Raw genomic sequence first — 17389 nt, forward strand, 5'->3', positions numbered from 1 at the left:
TCGTGCCGCCTGCCACCCGCCCTGTTCCATACCGTCCGCTGCGGCGCGCGGCCTTTCTGCTGCTCGCCTTGCCGCTGGGCGTCCTGCTGCTGGCTGCCGCCGCGCTGACGGCAACCGGGTTGCTGGCCACCGCCCGCCCCGCCGACGTCGCCATCGTGCTGGGAAACACCGTAAAAGCGGATGGCCAACCCGCGCCCCGTCTTGCCGCCCGCCTGGATCGCGCCTATGACTGCTTTGCCGCATCGCAATGCCGCATCCTGTTCGTCAGCGGCGGCGTGGACCCCGCCGGCGCCGACGAGGCCGCCGTGATGCGCGACTATCTGCGGGCGCGCGGCGTGCCCGCCGACCGCATCGTGACCGACAGCGCAGGCGTGAATTCCTGGGCGACCGCTCGTCATGCCAGCGACTACATGCGTGATCACGGCTACGTCAGCGCGCTGGCCGTCACGCAGTACTTCCATGTGCCACGCACCGTGCTCGCGTTGCGCCGGCACGGCGTGGCGGATGTCAGCGGCGGCTATCCTCGCTTCTTTGAATGGCGCGACCTGTACTCCGTTTTCCGCGAGCTTCCGGCCGTAGCGTGGTATGTATTCCGGCCGCTATAGTGGCGTTTTTGCCGCCTTCCATTTTCTGAATCCTTCAAGGACTCGACGCCGTGCAGATCTTCCACAACCCCGTCCATGACAAGCATGCAGGCCGCCAGGAAATGTTCCGCGGCAAGCTGGTGCCCTGCCACGAAACGCCAGCGCGCCTGGAATACGTGCTGGACGCGTTGCGCCAACGCGGTATCGGCAATCTGCTGGCTCCGTCGTCGCCTGATCTGGACCTGATCAAGCGCGTGCACACGCCGCGCTACGTGGACTTCCTGGCCAGCGCCTGGCAAGACTGGGTGTCGCTGGACCCGGCCAACGCAGACATCGACATCCTGCCCTCGGTCTGGCCGGTGCGCGGCTTCCGCCACGATATCGAGCCCACCAATTTCGCCGCGCGCGTCGGCCTGTTCTCGTTCGATAGCGGTTGCCCGCTCACGGCCGGCACCTGGGAAGCGGCCACCGCCGGCGCGGCCTGCGCCATCGACGCCGCGCGCGCCGTCACTACGCCCGGCGGCCCACGCGCCGCCATGGCATTGACGCGGCCGCCCGGCCACCATGCCGGCGCCGACTTCTTCGGCGGCTACTGCTTCCTGAACAACGCCGCGCTGGCAGCGCAAGCGCTGCGCGATGCGGGCGCCGCACGCGTGGCGATTCTTGACGTCGACTATCACCACGGCAACGGCACGCAAAGCATCTTCTACGACCGCGGCGACGTGCTGACGGTGTCGATCCATGGCGACCCGACTACCGAATACCCCTTCTTCCTGGGCTATGCCGACGAGCGCGGCGAAGGCGCGGGCCTGGGCGCCAACCTGAACGTGCCGCTACCCGCCGGCACCGATTTCGCCACCTGGACGCAAGCGCTGCAACAGGGCCTGTCCGCCATTCAGGCGTTCAACGCCGACGCCGTCGTCATCGCGCTGGGCGTGGATACTTACGAAGGCGATCCCATCTCCAAGTTCAAGCTGAAAAGCGTTGACTATCTTGAAGTGGGCCGCAAGCTGGCCAGCCTGGGCCTGCCGGCGGTATTCACGATGGAAGGCGGCTATGCCGTGGCGGACGTGGGGATCAACGTGGCGAACGTGCTGGAAGGCTACGGCCGCTGACGCGGCAATGCCCTACGGCCCACTGCGGCCCTTGATCAGTCGCGCGTTTCCAGCACCTTGTTGATGCGCAGCGCCAGCAAGGTGCATGCCGCGCCCGAAAGCAGATAGACGCTGACGGCCACCAACCCGAATCGCGCCGACAATCCCAACGCGACCAGCGGCGCGAACGCCGCGCCGACCAACCACGCCATGTCGGACGTGAGCGCCGCGCCCGTGTAGCGGAAGCGGCGCGTGAAGTTGGCGGTGACGGTGCCCGACGCCTGGCCATACGACAAGCCCAGCAGCGCGAAGCCCACCAGGATGAACGCGTCCTGGCCCATCGGCCCGCCGCCCAACAGCCAGGGCGCGAACAACGCGAATACGGCGATCAGCACGGCCAGCAAGCCCAGCGTGGTGCGCCGGCCGATGCGGTCGGCAAGCCACCCCGATGCCACCGTCCCCAGGATGCCGATCACGGCACCGATGATCTGCACGATCAGCACATCCGTGATCTGTTGCGTGGCGCTGACGGCGATCCACGACAGCGGGAACACCGTGACCAAGTGGAACAGCGCGTAGCTGGCCAAGGCCGCGAAAGCGCCGATGAACAGGTTATAGCCTTGCGAGCGCACCATCTCGGCGATGCTGATGGGTTCAAGTTCGCCCTCTTCCAGCAACTGCGTGTATTCCTCGGTGACGACCAGCCGCAACCGCGCGAACAGCGCCACCACGTTGATGGCGAACGCCACGAAGAAGGGATAGCGCCAGCCCCACTCAAGAAAGTCAGCCTGCGTCAGCGTGACGTGCAGGTACAGGAACAGCGCGCTGGCCACCATGAAGCCGACCGGCGCGCCCAACTGGCCCATCATCGAATACCAGCCGCGGCGATTGGGCGGCGCATTCAGCGCCAGCAGCGACGGCAGCCCATCCCACGATCCGCCGAACGCCAGCCCTTGCAGACACCGGAACACCGCCAGCAACGTGATGGCGTGCGCGCCAAGCGTGTTGTAGCTGGGCAGGAACGCCATGCCCACCGTGGCCGTTCCCAGCACGAACAGCGCGACCGTCAATTTTGTGGCGCGGCCCCAACGCCGCTGAATTGCCATCGACAAGGCCGTGCCGATGGGCCGCATGATGAACGCGAAGGAGAAGATGACGAAGGCCCAGAGCGTGCCTTCCAGCTGCGGTTCGAAGGGGAAAAATACCTTCGGAAAAACCAGCACGCAGGCGATGCCGAATACGAAGAAATCGAAGTATTCAGAGGCGCGTCCCACCACCACGCCGACAGCGATTTCACCCGGAGCCACCTTGGCGTGGCTGGCCCCACCGGCCGTTGGCCCCGGGCCGGGAACAGCGGGGGCATGACCGGGATATTGCGTGGTGGTCGACATGGGTTTGCTCACTGTAGGAGGTCCGAAATACGCCACTGCCTTGCACACTTTTGTTCTTTTTACCCTAGATTTTTCGCGGCTTCCAGCGTAGTGTTGCGTTTACCTCCCACGGTTACGTTTCGAGGTATGGCTATGCCGTCCTTCACAAGGCTCCGCGGATTGATCCTGATTGCCGCCCTGCCATTGCTCGCCGGATGCAATGCGGTGCTGCTGTCGCCATCAGGCGATGTGGCACTTCAACAGCGTAATCTGATCATCATCTCCACCGGCTTGATGCTGCTGATCATCGTGCCGGTGATCTTCCTGACCTTCCTGTTCGCGTGGCGCTATCGGGCCAGCAACAAAGACGCCCACTACGACCCGGAATGGAACCACTCCACCATGCTGGAGCTTCTGATCTGGGCAGCGCCCCTGCTGATCATCATCGCGCTTGGCGCCCTGACCTGGGTCAGCACCCATCAACTGGATCCCTACCGTCCGCTTGCGCGCCTGTCCGAAGGCCGCGAGGTCCCGGCGGGCACCAAGCCGCTTGTTGTCGAAGTGGTGGCGCTGGACTGGAAATGGCTCTTCCTCTACCCCGAGCAAGGCATCGCCACGGTCAATGAAATGGCCGCGCCGGTCGACCGCCCCATCCAGTTCAAGATCACGTCATCGACCGTGATGAACTCCTTCTTCGTGCCCGCGCTGGCGGGCCAGATCTACGCCATGCCCGGCATGCAGACAACGCTGCACGCGGTGATCAACCATCCCGGCGAATACGAAGGCCTGTCCGCCAACTACAGCGGATCGGGCTTCTCGGGCATGCGCTTCAAGTTCCACGGCCTGGACCAGCAGGGCTTCGACAAGTGGGTAGCCGACGCCCGCTCCTCCCCCGACAAGCTCAGCCGCGACGTCTACCTGAAACTTGAACAGCCCAGCGAACGCAACCCGGTCCAGCGCTACGCCACGGTCGCGCCGGGCCTGTTCGACGCCATCGTGAACCGCTGCGTCGAAGGCAACCGCATGTGCATGAAAGACGCGATGGCCATCGACTCGCAGGGCGGCATGGGCATCCCGGGCGCACTCAACATCACTACGCTGGATCCGGAAACGCGCGAACGCCTGGGCCTGGCCGGCACGCCGCCACGCAAGTACGTAGGCGCCATGTGCACGTCCACCGAAGGGCTCGTGCTGTAGCGGCTTGCCGCGCGTCCGTCGCGACGCGGGCCGGCTAATGCAGGGGCTTCATGAAATCGTGGTCTTTACGCTGGAATAAAGATGCCTGATCAACCTGACCTCATCAAGCTGATCTTCGGTCGACTGACCTGGGACGCCATCCCTTTTCACGAACCCATCCTGCTTGCCACCTTCTTCATGGTGGCGGTAGGCGGCATCGTCGTGGTGGGCTCCATTACGTACTACAAGAAATGGGGCTACCTGTGGCACGAGTGGTTCACCAGCATCGACCACAAGAAAATCGGGATCATGTATGTGATTCTGGGCATCGTGATGCTGCTGCGTGGCTTCGCCGACGCCATCATGATGCGCTTGCAACAGGCGGTGGCCTTCGGCGATTCGGCGGGTTATCTGCCTCCGCACCACTATGACCAGATCTTCACCGCGCACGGCGTGATCATGATTTTCTTCGTGGCCATGCCGTTGGTCACGGGGCTGATGAACTACATCGTGCCGCTGCAGATCGGCGCGCGCGACGTGGCGTTCCCCTTCCTGAACAACTTCAGTTTCTGGATGACAACGGGCGGCGTCGTGCTGGTGATGATGTCGCTGTTCGTCGGCGAATTCGCGCGCACGGGCTGGCTGGCCTACCCACCCTTGTCAGGCATCATGCAGAGCCCTGACGTCGGGGTGGACTACTACATCTGGGCGTTGCAGATAGCGGGGGTGGGAACCCTGCTATCCGGCGTCAACCTGCTGGTCACCATCGTCAAGATGCGCGCGCCCGGCATGACCATGATGCGCATGCCCATCTTCACCTGGACGGCGCTGTGCACCAACGTGCTGATCGTGGCGGCCTTCCCCGTGCTGACCGCCGTGCTGGCCCTGCTGTCCATGGACCGCTACGTCGGCACCAACTTCTTCACGGCGGACTTCGGCGGCAACGCCATGATGTACGTGAACCTGATCTGGATCTGGGGCCACCCCGAGGTCTACATCCTGATCCTGCCCGCCTTCGGCATCTTCTCGGAAGTAGTGGCCACCTTCTGCCGCAAGCGCCTGTTCGGCTATGCGTCCATGGTGTACGCCACCGTCGTGATCACGGTGCTGTCGTACCTGGTCTGGCTGCACCACTTCTTCACCATGGGGTCGGGCGCCAGCGTGAACTCATTCTTCGGGATCACCACCATGATCATCTCGATCCCGACCGGCGCGAAGATCTTCAACTGGCTGTTCACCATGTACCGTGGCCGCATCCGCTTCGAGGTCCCGATGCTGTGGACGCTGGGCTTCATGGTCACGTTCGTGATCGGCGGCATGACGGGCGTGCTGCTGGCCGTGCCCCCCGCCGACTTCGCGCTGCACAACAGCCTGTTCCTGATTGCGCACTTCCACAACGTCATCATCGGCGGCGTGCTGTTCGGGTTGATGGCGGGCATCACGTACTGGTTTCCCAAGGCGTTCGGCTACAAGCTTGACCCGTTCTGGGGCAAGTGCTCGTTCTGGTTCTGGCTGGTGGGCTTTTACGTGGCGTTCATGCCGTTGTACGTGCTGGGGTTGATGGGCGTGACGCGTCGCGTGAACCACTTCGAAGACATGTCGCTGCAAATCTGGTTCCAGGTAGCGGCCTTCGGCGCGTTGCTGATCGCCTGCGGCATCGCCAGCTTCATCATCCAGCTGGTCGTCAGCTACCGCCGGCGCGACCAGTTGCGCGACGACACCGGCGACCCCTGGGACGGCCGCACGCTGGAATGGTCCACGTCGTCGCCCCCGCCCAACTACAACTTCGCATTCACGCCGCGCGTGCATGACCTGGACGCCTGGTGGCAAATGAAGCAGCACGGCTATCAACGGCCGCAGCAGGGCTTCATCCCCATCCACATGCCGAAGAACACCTGGGCCGGCGTGGTGCTGGCGGCGATCAGCGTGGTAATGGGCTTTGCGCTGATCTGGCACATGTGGCCACTGGCCGTGCTGTCGTTCGTGGCGTTGATCCTGGTGTCCATCATTCATACCTTCAACTACAAGCGCGACTACTACGTGCCGGCCGACGAGGTCGTGCGCGAAGAAGCCGCCCGGACAAGGTTGCTTGCGAAAAATGTCTGATACCCTGGCCCCCACCCTGCCCGGCGGCACGGCGCCGCCCCCGGAGCCCGTGTTCTACGTCGCGGGCGAACATCATCCCAAGAACGGCACCCTGCTGGGGTTCTGGGTGTACCTGATGAGCGACTGCCTCATCTTCGCCTGCCTGTTCGCAACGTATGGCGTGCTGGGCCGCAGCTACGCGGCGGGCCCCTCCGGCGCCGACCTGTTCGACTTGCCGCTGGTGGCGGTGAACACGTCCCTGCTGCTGCTGTCGTCCATCACCTATGGCTTTGCGATGCTGGAGATGCGGCGCAACCGCGTCGGCGCCACGCAGTTGTGGCTGGCGGTCACCGGCATCCTCGGTTTGGGCTTCCTGTCGCTGGAACTCTACGAATTCGCGCACCTGATCCACCAGGGCGCGGGCCCTCAGCGCAGCGCCTTCCTGTCGTCGTTCTTCACGCTGGTCGGCACGCACGGGCTGCACGTCACGTTCGGCATCGTCTGGCTGGTGACGATGATGATCCAGGTGCAGATGCACGGCCTGATCCCTGAAAACCGGCGCCGCCTGATGTGCCTGTCGATGTTCTGGCACTTCCTGGACCTGATCTGGGTGGGCGTGTTCACCTTCGTCTATCTGATGGGAGTGCTGCCATGAGCTCGCACATGGATAACCTGGTTGATCGTGGGCACGGCAGCCACGGCCACGGCGGCGGCCACGATCACCACGACGATGACGACGGCGCGGGACACGGCACGCTTAAGAGCTACTTCACGGGCTTTGTCCTGGCGGGCATCCTGACCGCCATCCCATTCTGGCTGGTGATGGATCGCGTGTTCGCCAGTTCCCGCACGACCGCGCTGGTGATCCTGGCGTTTGCCGTCGTGCAGATCGTGGTCCACATCGTGTACTTCCTGCACCTGGACACCAAGTCCGAAAGCGGGTGGAACATGTTGGCGTTAATATTCACGCTGGTGCTGGTCGTAATCACGCTCAGCGGGTCAATCTGGATCATGTATCACTTGAACTCCAATATGATGCCCATGTCCACACACGACATGCGGAATATGCCCTGATGGCAGCAGTAAAAGACACTCATACCGGCGACACCCCCCGTAATCCGCGCAGCAAAACCACCCTGGTCATCCTGGGGGTGGTTGCTGTCGCATTGTTCGTGGGCCTGTGCGCCCTGGGCACCTGGCAGGTGCATCGGCTGGCCTGGAAGCGCGACCTGATCGCGCAAGTCAATCAGCGCGCCCACGCGCCCACCACGCCAGCACCGGGCAAACGCGACTGGCGCGCCCTGTCCTTCAACAATGCCGAATACCGCCACGTGGCCGCTTCCGGCACGTACCAGTACGACCGGCAGACGCTGGTGCAAGCCGCCACTGAACTGGGCAGCGGCTACTGGGTCATGACGCCGCTGCAATTGGCCGACGGCGGCACCGTGCTGGTCAACCGTGGTTTTGTGTTGCCGGAATGGCGCAAGAACGCGGCCAATACCACGCAGCCGCCCGCAGCGGGCAGCGTCACCGGCCTGCTGCGCATGGGCGAACCCGCCAGCGGTTTCCTGCGCAACAACGATCCGGCGGCCAACCTTTGGTATTCGCGCGACCTGCCTGGCATCGCCACGGCGCGCGGCTTGACGGACGTGGCCCCGTACTTCATCGATGCCGACGCGGCATCCAGCCCCAGCCGGGATCCCGCCAAAGCGCCCGTCGGCGGCTTGACGGTGCTGACGTTCCCGAACAACCACCTGGTCTACGCCATCACCTGGTATGCGCTGGCGCTGATGATCGTGGTGGGCGTGGTGATCTTCGTGCGCGAAGAGAAAAAGGCGCGCGGCAAGGCCTGAGGCCCCTCCTCGGCCCATGCCGCCACGATGGGGTACGCGCGGCAGGCCACTCCATTCTTTTCCCGGATTTGCCGCGCTCCACCCATCCTACGGTTGACGATTGGATTGGCTGGAAGCGTTGTCCGTTCGTAGGATGGGTGGAGTGCCCGCCGGCTGGCCCCAGCACGCAGGTGCCTGCCGCACGAAACCCATCAAGCGACCGTCACCCCGCCCCCCCCCCCTCACCAAGCGCTCAGCGCCCCGCCCAATCAATGCTCCCCGGCGCCGGGCACACCCACGATCCTTGCAGCCGTTCCCGGATCTGGGCCAGGCTTTGCTCCACCAGCAAGCTGCCATCGCGGAACACCGGCACCAGCGCGCCGCCCTCGGCTTGCTCGGGGGTCTGCTGGTCGTGCAGCACGTACCCCGTCGCCGTTTCATCGACCCGCAGCAGGCCCTTGGCCGAACGCTTGACGCCGGAATCCGTGACCGGATCCTTCACCAGTTCCTGGGGTTCGCCGTCGACTTCGGCATACGTTGCCTTCAACGCCCACCCGAACGTGTCGCGCGTCAGGTATTGGTAGGTGTAGGACCCAATTCCAAGCACGACGTTACCCGAGGCGAAGCCCTTCTTTTCCAGCCTGACCAGAATGTCGCGGCCGCGGGCCAGCGTGATGGAATCGCCATAGATCAACCCCACGTGCGAGTCCAGCAGCTTGTAGCCGCGGTCCGTCACCGCGCCGCCGAAGATGTCCCACAGGCACTGCACCGCGCCTTTCACTTCCGCTTCGCGCAGCGCCTGGCTTGCGCGCGCATTGTCGTCCAGCAGCCAGAAGGCGCCGGTCGCCACGTCGCGCACCGCCTCGAAGCCGTCGCGGGCCGCGGCCGCCAATGCCGCGGCGTCTTCCACGCTGGCCACGTCCGTGCAGAAGTAGCCGGTCAGAATCTTCACGGGGTCGCCCGAATCGGGGCGGAACACGACCTTGGCGTTGCCGAACGGGTCGGGCTGGCGTGCCAGAATTTCCGGCTTCAAGGCGGCGGCAAAGTCCGTCACCACCTGCCAGAAGTCCCACGTGTCCGACACCACCGACACGATACCCCCCGGGTAGACCTGCGTGACCAGGCGGCGGATGGTCGCGATTTCGCCCTCTTTGCTGCCCAGGCACATCACCGAGTGTTCGGTCGCCGGCACCGAACCGCCGATCAGTTCACGGTCGGAATCGGCGCCATACAAGTCCTCCAGGTAGTCAATGGCCGGGATCGTGTCGGTGCCGGTGAACGACAGCAAGTGTCCCGCGCCGCACTTGCGGGCGTCGTGCAGGCCCGCCATGCCACGCATCGAAAAGTCGTGCCCCTGCCAGTTCACGAAGTCCATCGGGCTGCCCGTCAGGCGCGCGAAGTACGTCAGCAGCTTCCGGTATTCGAACGCGATGGTCGCGACGGTGGACGCCTTCCAGGACTCGCAGCTGAACAACGTCTCGATATAGGTCACCAGCCACGCGAATGCCGGATGCGTGTTGATGAACGTCACGGGCGGCACGCGGATATCCACGCGCGCGCCCTCGGGCACCGAACGGATCTCCAACGGCAGATAGCCCAGCTCATACAGCGCCTGCAAGTGGTCGACGGTAACCGCGCCCTTGCCCAGCGCGTTATCCACCCGGCGCTGGTACTGGCGCACGGCCACGCCAGCCGGCTTGCCGAAGAATTCGCGGTCGAACAGGTCGATCAGGATTTCCTTGATGAAGCCTTGCAGGCCGAACCAGACGATCTTGCCGTCGAACAGCTCGGGCAACACCGGCGCCAGCCGGGCCGAGCGCGGCGTGAAGTTGGCCAAGATCTTGTTGGTGCCCTTGGGATACTGGAAGGGGTGGCCCGTCTTGTAGAAGTCGGCTTGCAGGAAGGGGTTAATGCCGTTCTTGAGGGTCAGGTCGTCGCGGGTATTCATGGCTCGGTTTCCTTCTTAATTGACAAGCACCGGAGCGCCAGCGCCTTCGGCGCCGGTCCAGTCGTAAGCGGTAAAGATGCCGGCGTAGCGGGCGTTAAGCTCGCCTAAGCCCTTGCTGAAAATGCCGTGCGTGACATACAGGTAGACCGGCTGCCGGGTCGTATCGCGCAAGGCGGCCGCCAGCTCCAGGAAGGTGCGGCCGCCGTCGCAGATATCGTCCACCACCAGCACCGGCTGCGCAGGGATGTCGCTGGGCACGCGGGTTTCGGTGATGCGGCCGGTTTGCGGGTCGCGGACTTTTTCGGCGAACCGGACGTGCGCCACGCCCAGCGCCTTGGCAAGCGCTTGCACGCGCTTGCGGGCGCCGGCATCCGGCGCCATCAGCGTCACGCCCTGGGCAAAGGCCGGTGCGGCCAGCGCGCGTTTCAGGAAGGCGGCCGCATCGACGACGCGGACGCGTTGCAGCAGCGCAGGCGTCACGTCGCTATGGGGTTCGACGACCGTCACCGTGGCGTACTGCTGATCGTTGATCAGCTTGCAGAACACGGCGGCCCCCAACGCCTCGCCCGGGTTGCACACCCGGTCCTGCCGGGCATAAGGCACGTAGGGCATATCCAAGTGCACCGGCACGGCCGGGTTCAAACGCCGCAGCGCGTCCGTCAGCATCAGCAGTTGCATGACGTCGTCGGCCGACTTCAACAGGGCGTGGATGCGGAACTCGCTGGCCGCATCGGCCTGGGCGCGCAGCCCAGCCGGCACCGTGACCTGGCTTTCGCCCCCGGGAAACACGAACGCAGCCGGCGTATCGCTCTGGCGTTGCCCTTCTACTACCGCAGTGATGGTGAACATGATCAGCCCTTAGTGGCACTTTAAAACTAAGTGAGGCCAGTATAAGCCCACTTATTGTTGATTTGCAACTATGTTGAGGTTCAGGGACGATTCGACGCTTATCCGACGCTACGGTCGAACAAGGCGAAGTCCTTCAGACGGTACAGCCGGGCGGGGCGTTGGGCGCCCACCACGTAGTCCTCGGTGGCTTCCAGCACGCCCCAGGCTTCCATCTTTCGGCGGAAATTCGATTTCTCAAGGCGGGTCTGCAAAATGGCTTCGTAGGTGTGTTGCAGTTCGGTCAGTGTGAACCGCTCCGGCAGCAGGAAGAACGGCAAAGTGGAATAGCTGGACTTGCCGCGCAAACGGGCAACGGCGGCGGCCACAATGTCGGCATGGTCGAACGCCAGAGGCGGCAGCGCATCCACACTGACGAAGCGGAATCCGGCCTGCGCCGCGGCCTCCAGTTCGGAAGCGGGCACCAGCGCCACATAGGACACCGACAACGACCATTTGCGCGGATCCCGGCCCGGCCCGGAAAACACCTGCAATTGTTCAAGATAGCGCGGCTCGAACCCCGTCTTGTCGCGCAGCACGCGGCGCACGCTGGCTTCGGTGCTGGCGTCCTCGTCCACATGCACCACTCCGCCCGGCAAGGCCATGGCGTCTTTGAACGGCGCGCGGTCGCGCTGGTGCAGGGCGATTTCCAGAACACCGCCCCGCAGGGTGAGCAAGACGGCATCGACGGTGACAAGCGGCAGTGGATAGTCCACAGAAAGTTCCGTAAATATGGCTTCGGGGCAAGATGCCACTATGGCGTGGAACCGTCAAATGCGGACCGGCGATACAGGAGGGCAAAGCCAGCGCGACGGCCTTTTGGAATTAGGCGAAATAGCCTGGAAATTCAACGTAATAAGCAGAAAATAACGCAAATGTTTTACAATGCGTGCCGGGAACACCCGCTTGGCGCTATGCCGGGCGTGCTGTTCCCTTTGTTTTTTTACGCTTTCCAACCCGTACCCCAGGAGATCCCCGGATGAAAAAGACGCTGCTCGCCGCTGCGATGCTGACCGCTTACACAGGCATCGCTCAGGCAGAACCGTCAGTCACCCTCTATGGTGTCATCGACACCGGCATCGGCTACAACAAGATCAAAGGCGACGGCTACAGTGGTAGCAAGCTCGGCATGATCAACGGCATCCAGGCCGGCTCCCGCTGGGGCCTGCGCGGATCCGAAGATCTGGGCGATGGCCTGCGCGCCGTCTTCACGCTGGAAAGTGGTTTTGATTCCGCAAACGGCCAGCGCGGCCAATCCGGCCGCCTGTTCGGGCGCCAAGCCACCATCGGCCTGGCCAACGACGCCTGGGGTCAACTGGATTTCGGCCGCCAAGCCACCATCGGCTCGAACTACCTGGCCGACATCGACCCTTTCTACACCAGCTACACCCAATCCAACCTGGGCCTGGGTTTCAGCGCGGCCAACACCATGCGCTGGGACAACATGGTCATGTACCGCACCCCCTCGGTGAACGGTTTTGAGTTCGGCATCGGCTACTCGTTCAATGCGGACGACACGACCACCGACCAGACCGGCTTCCGCACGGCGGACAATACGCGCGGCATCACCGCCGGCTTGCGCTATGTGCAAGGCCCGCTGAACGTCGCGTTGACCTACGACCAGTTGAATGGCTCCAACCGCAGCGCCACGATCGACAGCGACGCCACGCCGCGCCAATACGCGCTGGGCGTGTCGTATGACCTGGAAGTCGTGAAACTGGCGGCCGCCTACGGCCGCACCACCGACGGCTGGTTCGTTGGCCAGGACCTGCCCGCCGGCACGCCCTTCAGCGACGAGTTCGGCACCAACCGCTTCGTGAACGGCTTCAAGGCCAACGCCTACATGCTGGGCGCGACCCTGCCCGTCGGCGGCGCCAGCAGCGTGTTCGCCTCGTGGCAGCACGTCGCGCCCTCCAACGACAAGCTGACGGGCGGCGACGCCAACATGAACGTCTACAGCGTGGGCTACACATACGATTTGTCCAAGCGCACCAATCTGTATGCCTACGGGTCATACGGCACGGACTACGCGTTCATCGACGGCCTGAAGAGCACCGCCGCCGGCGTGGGCATCCGCCACCAGTTCTAAGCGTCGCACAGCGTAAAAACGCGCCGGCCTCTTACGGGGCCGGCTTTTTTTATCTTGGGCCGCCCCAAGATAAAAACACCCCCTGGGCAGCAAGCACACGCAGTGTGCGCAGCGTGAGGGGTCACCTTTTTCGCCCCGGTGATTCTCCATAGATGCGGCGGTACATGGCGATGAACGCGCTATCGCTGGCATAGCCCACCGCATGCGCGACCGCCGTGACCGACATGCCTTCGGCCAAGTGCGCTCGCGCGGCCAGCAATCGGGTCTGCGTCCGCCAGCGGCCAAACGGCAGCCCGGTTTCCAACAGGAACAACCGTTCCAGCGTGCGGCTGCTGGCGCCCACCCGGCTGGCCCAATCCGCTAGGGACAACGGGCAAGCCGGGTCAAGCAGCAGCGCTTCGGCAATGGGCGCAAGCCGCCGGTCCCGAGGCATGGGCAGAGACATCGGCGCGGCAGGCGCGGCCGCCAATTCATCCAGCAAGGTCTCCACGATGCGCGTCTGGGCCAAGCTCAGGGCGGCGTCGGCCGGCCAGTCCGTCACGCGCAGGATCAGCGCCCGCAACAACGGATTGACGTCCAGGATCAGCGGTTCTGCCGGCAGCCCCGGATAGGCCTGCACATCGAAATACAGGCTGCGGTAGGCGAAACTGCCGTGCATGGCGGTACGGTGCGTACAACCGGCGGGCAGCCATGCGGCCTGCAGCGGCGCCAATTGCCCCACGCGGTCCGGCAGGAACAGCGTGACGCCGCCTTCCGCCTGATAAAGCAGTTGGGTGCGGCGATGCGTATGCCAGTCCGACGCATGGACGCGGGTATCAATCGCAAGCCCCACGATGGGACACGTTGCGGTGTCGGGATCCAGCACGGAATCAGGCAAATAATGCGGCATGTCGGATTAGCGATGTTTTATGGCGAAACGTCGTGATTTTGCTTTTATCAGGCTGGGTACGCTAGGCCCTTTTCACCGCGCCCATGAAACAACCCTTCCGAGACGGCCTACCGCCGCGCGGCCTGATCCTTGCCTTGCTGGCGCTACCGCAGATCGCCGAAACCATTCTCGCCCCCGCCCTGCCGGACTTGACGCGGCATTGGCGGCTGGACGCTGGCGCCGCCCAATCCGTCATGGGCATCTTCTTCCTGGGCTTCGCGCTGGGTGTCCTGCTATGGGGGCACCTTGCGGATGCCTGGGGCCGCCGTCCCGCCATGCTTGCCGGTCTGGCGATCGGCTTGGCCGGCACCTTGTGCGCGCTGGTGGCGCCCAGCTTCGAAGGCTTGCTGTTTGGCCGCTTTATTCAGGCAGCGGGGCTGGCGACTTGTTCCGTCACGACGCAAACCTTGTTGCGCGACCGCCTGGCCGGCGACGCGCTGACACGTTACTTCGTCGCCTTGGGCGCGGTGCTGGCATGGTCCCCCGCCGTCGGCCCCCTGGTGGGTCAACTGGTCTCGGATCGCGCGGGTTACCAAGGCGTACTGCTGACCATCGCGCTGGCTATTTTCCTGCTGCTGGCTCAAGGCGGCCGCCTGCTGCCTGAAACACGTGGCGCCGCCACGGCTACCGTTGCACTGCGGGCGCTTGCCCGCCACATGCTGGCGGATGCCCCGCTGCGGCGCACCACCGCGCAGGTCGCAGGATTGAACTTCCTGGTGTTCTCCTTCTACTCCGCCGGCCCTTTCATGGCCGGCCACCTGCCCGTCCTGGGGTTTGGCTGGGTCGGTTTGGCCGTGGCCGCGGCCGGCTGCCTGGGCGCCGCCAGCAACCGGCGGCTGCCGGCGCGGACCGTCCCGGCGGATCGAGTGCGCTATGGCTTGCGCTTGGTGCTGGCCGGCGTGCTGGCGCAATGCGCCGTCGTGTTGGCGGCCCCGCAACCAGGCTGGATGTGGGCCATCGCAGCGCTGCCGATCTTCGCTGGCTACGGACTGGCGATCCCGAATTTGCTCGGCCCCGCGCTAAGCCGGTACGGCCATTGCCTGGGCCGGGCGGGCGCCTTGTTCGGCTTTGCCTACTACGCCATGCTGGGCGCAGGCTTGGCCGCCAGTTCGTGGCTGCCGTTCCATTCCGCCTGGCCGCTGTCCGGCGCCTGGCTCATGGTCTGTGCCTTGCTGCTGCACACGCACCGACGGAATTACCCGCGCGCGCCGGCACGTTCCAGCAGTTGAACCGTTTCGCGCTGCCCGCGTTGGCGGGCATGCGCCAGCGGCGTGCGGCCGTCCGCGTCAGCCAGGTTCACGTCGGCGCCGCCTTCAATCAGCAACGCCACGATCGCCTGATGGCTGGGGCCGCCATCGCTCAAGATGATGGCTTCCAACAAGCCTGTCCAGCCCAGCCGGTTCACGTGGTTGGGGTCCACGCCCGCTTGCAGCAACGTCTTCACGACCTCCACATGGCCGCGTTCGCATGCCGGAATCAGTGCCGTGCCCCCATAGCGGTTGGTGCTTTTCAGGTCGGCGCCATGCCGCAGCGTCAGCGCCAGGATCTCGCGATAGCCCTGGGCGCCTGCCAACAAGTAAGCGCTATCCTGCATTTGATTCTGCGCATTCACGTCGGCGCCCGCCTCGATCAGGACGCGAGCGGCCTGCGCATGGTTGCCCTGCGTGGCGCGCAACAAAGGCGTATTGCCCTGCGCATCCCGCGCTTCCAGCGGCGCGCCGCCGGCCAGCAGCTCGCGCACGCGCGCCGTCTCGCCCTGCGCGGCGGCTGACAACAGTTGCGCGGCCGGCGCTTCGGCCGCAGCCGCGCCCGTGCCCACGGCGCCCAGGAACGCAACGAAACAAGCCCGCCAGAAGTTGATGATCGCCATTGCCGGTATCCTCCTTTGAATCCCAAGCGGGATTATGGACAATCGCGCCAGGCCTGGGAATTTCCATTGCCCGTTCGCAGTGCAATACGCGGGACACACGAGCCAGTCATCATTGGATACTTTTGACCGCAGCTGCCACCGGCCAATGACACAGACCGATACCACCACGAACCCCGCCGTTCTCTCTCGCCCGCTTCTGCGCCTGTTGGCCACGGCCTTGCTGCCGCTGGCCCTGGCCGCCTGCAACGGCGGCAGCGATGGCGACGACACGCCCGCCGTCACGACCCCGCCTGTCGCCCCATCTCCGCCTGCCATCGATCCCGCGCCGGAGGCGGAAACGCCTGCGCGCAACACCGCTTATCTGAAAGCCAAAGCCGGCGACGTCATCCGGGTTCGCATCGAAGAACTGCGCCCGACCCAGGCCGCTATCGGCTATGACCAGATCTACTACAAGCTGGGCCGCTGGCAAGGCGACTTCAACCGCGCGACCTGGGCGGCCGATGCCACCCTGCAATTGGACTACCTGGACCGCACCGTCGGCAAAAAATTCGACGACTACTGCGAGGACATGGGCGGCACCGAGCGCGCGCAGAAATTCGCGGACATCGCCGCGGCCCGCGCCGCGCGTCTGGACCAGCCAGCGACCTTCGCTTGCAAGGACGCACCCGGCACGCATACCGAAAACCTGAAAACCGTCGTCGTCGGCTGGGACGGCAACCTCTACCTGACGGACGGCCACCACACGTTTTCGTCCTTGCGCACGATTTTCGACGGCGGCCCCAAGCTGCCGGTCTGGGTAAAGGTCGACGCCAACTACAGCGACGTGACGAGCGCCGCCGCGTTCTGGCAGCGCATGGTCGACGAACGCCGCGCCTGGCTGCGCGATGGCCAGAACCAGCCCATCACCGTGGACCAGTTGCCCAGCCGCCTGGGCATGGCCAGCGCCGACGAGGCCGGCGGCATGCAGGAAGACCGTTACCGCTCGCTGGTCTACTACACCCGTGACGTGGCCTACAAGAACGGCAGCCTGCCGGAGTTCGCGGAGTTTCTGTGGGGCGACTGGCTGCGCCGCCAAACCGCCGCCGGCCAGTTGCCCACGCTTGACCAGTACAAGATGCAGGCGCCGGCCACGCCTGCGCAGATCCTGGCTGCCAGTTCGTTCAATGCCACGCTGGCGCCCGGCGGCGCCAACGACAGCTACGCCGCCGCCGTGCGCGATGCGTCATTGAAGATGGGCGCGCTGGCCGTCACGGACATCGTTTTCGAGGACCGCACGGCGGCCAGCCTGGGCGTGATTCCGCTGACGGCAAACGTCGCAGCCGGCGTTTCCGTCAAGGGCTCGCGCGACACGCTGGACGAGCTGATCCGCAACGACGTCAAAGGCGACGGCACGCCCCGCAATGCCGGCAAACTGTGGTTTGCCGTCAACTACCGCGCTTGCGGCAAACCTGCGGCAGGAACCTGCTGGGGCTGGTAGGACGGCTTGCCCGGAGCTTCCCTCAGCCTGACACGGTAGCGCCACCACGCC

General features: G+C 64.7%; 16 protein-coding genes. 10 read left to right on the forward strand and 6 right to left on the reverse strand.

What is annotated here, in order from left to right; genetic code table 11:
- The first annotated feature begins 2 nt into the window (after positions 1 to 2).
- Entirely contained in the window at positions 3 to 605 is a 603-nt protein-coding gene (locus ACI0FO_RS16375; protein ID WP_416028231.1) for a YdcF family protein, read from the forward strand.
- 50 nt (positions 606 to 655) lie between these two features.
- A complete protein-coding gene (locus ACI0FO_RS16380; RefSeq protein ID WP_416028232.1) occupies positions 656 to 1699 on the forward strand; it encodes a histone deacetylase family protein in 1044 nt (347 codons plus the stop codon).
- Between the two features lie 35 nt (positions 1700 to 1734).
- Here the strand turns inward: ACI0FO_RS16380 and ACI0FO_RS16385 are convergent, their stop codons facing one another.
- Complete coding sequence (locus tag ACI0FO_RS16385) at positions 1735 to 3069, reverse strand: MFS transporter (RefSeq protein WP_416028688.1); 1335 nt, start codon at positions 3067 to 3069, stop codon at positions 1735 to 1737.
- A gap of 132 nt (positions 3070 to 3201) precedes the next feature.
- Here ACI0FO_RS16385 and cyoA point away from each other — a divergent pair, with 132 nt between their 5' ends.
- The 5 genes from cyoA to ACI0FO_RS16410 all read left to right on the forward strand — a co-directional run bounded on the left by cyoA (position 3202) and on the right by ACI0FO_RS16410 (position 8162).
- Positions 3202 to 4245: a ubiquinol oxidase subunit II gene (cyoA, locus tag ACI0FO_RS16390; RefSeq protein WP_416028234.1), complete on the forward strand. Its 1044-nt coding sequence runs from the start codon at positions 3202 to 3204 to the stop codon at positions 4243 to 4245.
- Between the two features lie 81 nt (positions 4246 to 4326).
- On the forward strand, positions 4327 to 6330 hold the full coding sequence (cyoB, locus tag ACI0FO_RS16395) for a cytochrome o ubiquinol oxidase subunit I (protein ID WP_416028236.1): 2004 nt from the start codon (positions 4327 to 4329) through the stop codon (positions 6328 to 6330).
- A complete protein-coding gene (gene cyoC, locus ACI0FO_RS16400; protein WP_416028237.1) occupies positions 6323 to 6964 on the forward strand; it encodes a cytochrome o ubiquinol oxidase subunit III in 642 nt (213 codons plus the stop codon). The genes cyoB and cyoC overlap by 8 nt, the downstream gene beginning before the upstream one ends.
- A complete protein-coding gene (gene cyoD / locus ACI0FO_RS16405; RefSeq protein ID WP_416028239.1) occupies positions 6961 to 7383 on the forward strand; it encodes a cytochrome o ubiquinol oxidase subunit IV in 423 nt (140 codons plus the stop codon). The genes cyoC and cyoD overlap by 4 nt, the downstream gene beginning before the upstream one ends.
- A complete protein-coding gene (locus ACI0FO_RS16410) occupies positions 7383 to 8162 on the forward strand; it encodes an SURF1 family protein (protein ID WP_416028241.1) in 780 nt (259 codons plus the stop codon). The genes cyoD and ACI0FO_RS16410 overlap by 1 nt, the downstream gene beginning before the upstream one ends.
- A gap of 232 nt (positions 8163 to 8394) precedes the next feature.
- Here the strand turns inward: ACI0FO_RS16410 and ACI0FO_RS16415 are convergent, their stop codons facing one another.
- From ACI0FO_RS16415 to ACI0FO_RS16425, 3 genes are all read right to left on the reverse strand, one after another.
- The gene (locus ACI0FO_RS16415) at positions 8395 to 10089 is read right to left on the reverse strand and encodes a nicotinate phosphoribosyltransferase (protein WP_416028242.1); all 1695 of its coding nucleotides are present in this window, start codon (positions 10087 to 10089) and stop codon (positions 8395 to 8397) included.
- A 15-nt stretch (positions 10090 to 10104) separates the two neighbouring features.
- Positions 10105 to 10938 (reverse strand): ribose-phosphate diphosphokinase, encoded by an 834-nt coding sequence (gene prs / locus ACI0FO_RS16420; RefSeq protein ID WP_416028244.1) that lies wholly within the window; start codon positions 10936 to 10938, stop codon positions 10105 to 10107.
- Positions 10939 to 11036: 98 nt separating this feature from the next.
- A complete protein-coding gene (locus tag ACI0FO_RS16425) occupies positions 11037 to 11690 on the reverse strand; it encodes an NUDIX hydrolase (protein ID WP_416028246.1) in 654 nt (217 codons plus the stop codon).
- Positions 11691 to 11953: 263 nt separating this feature from the next.
- On the opposite strand from ACI0FO_RS16425, the gene ACI0FO_RS16430 reads away from it, so the two are divergent.
- Positions 11954 to 13063 carry a porin gene (locus ACI0FO_RS16430; RefSeq protein WP_416028247.1) on the forward strand — a complete coding sequence of 370 codons (1110 nt, stop codon included), beginning with the start codon at positions 11954 to 11956 and terminating at the stop codon, positions 13061 to 13063.
- Between the two features lie 121 nt (positions 13064 to 13184).
- Here ACI0FO_RS16430 and ACI0FO_RS16435 read toward each other — a convergent pair whose 3' ends face one another.
- The gene (locus ACI0FO_RS16435; protein ID WP_416028249.1) at positions 13185 to 13952 is read right to left on the reverse strand and encodes an AraC family transcriptional regulator; all 768 of its coding nucleotides are present in this window, start codon (positions 13950 to 13952) and stop codon (positions 13185 to 13187) included.
- A gap of 83 nt (positions 13953 to 14035) precedes the next feature.
- Between ACI0FO_RS16435 and ACI0FO_RS16440 the strand changes: the two genes are divergently transcribed.
- Positions 14036 to 15220, forward strand: a complete 1185-nt coding sequence (locus tag ACI0FO_RS16440; protein ID WP_416028250.1) for a multidrug effflux MFS transporter — start codon at positions 14036 to 14038, stop codon at positions 15218 to 15220.
- On the opposite strand, the gene ACI0FO_RS16445 is transcribed toward ACI0FO_RS16440, so the two are convergent.
- Positions 15187 to 15861, reverse strand: coding sequence for an ankyrin repeat domain-containing protein (locus ACI0FO_RS16445; RefSeq protein WP_416028252.1), 675 nt, complete (start codon positions 15859 to 15861; stop codon positions 15187 to 15189). The two genes, ACI0FO_RS16440 and ACI0FO_RS16445, sit on opposite strands and share 34 nt — an antisense overlap.
- Before the next feature lie 145 nt (positions 15862 to 16006).
- On the opposite strand from ACI0FO_RS16445, the gene ACI0FO_RS16450 reads away from it, so the two are divergent.
- On the forward strand, positions 16007 to 17338 hold the full coding sequence (locus tag ACI0FO_RS16450) for a ParB/Srx family N-terminal domain-containing protein (protein WP_416028254.1): 1332 nt from the start codon (positions 16007 to 16009) through the stop codon (positions 17336 to 17338).
- The last annotated feature ends 51 nt before the right edge of the window (positions 17339 to 17389 follow it).

It is taken from the genome of Achromobacter marplatensis, assembly GCF_049060505.1.
Lineage (GTDB): Bacteria > Pseudomonadota > Gammaproteobacteria > Burkholderiales > Burkholderiaceae_B > Achromobacter > Achromobacter marplatensis_A.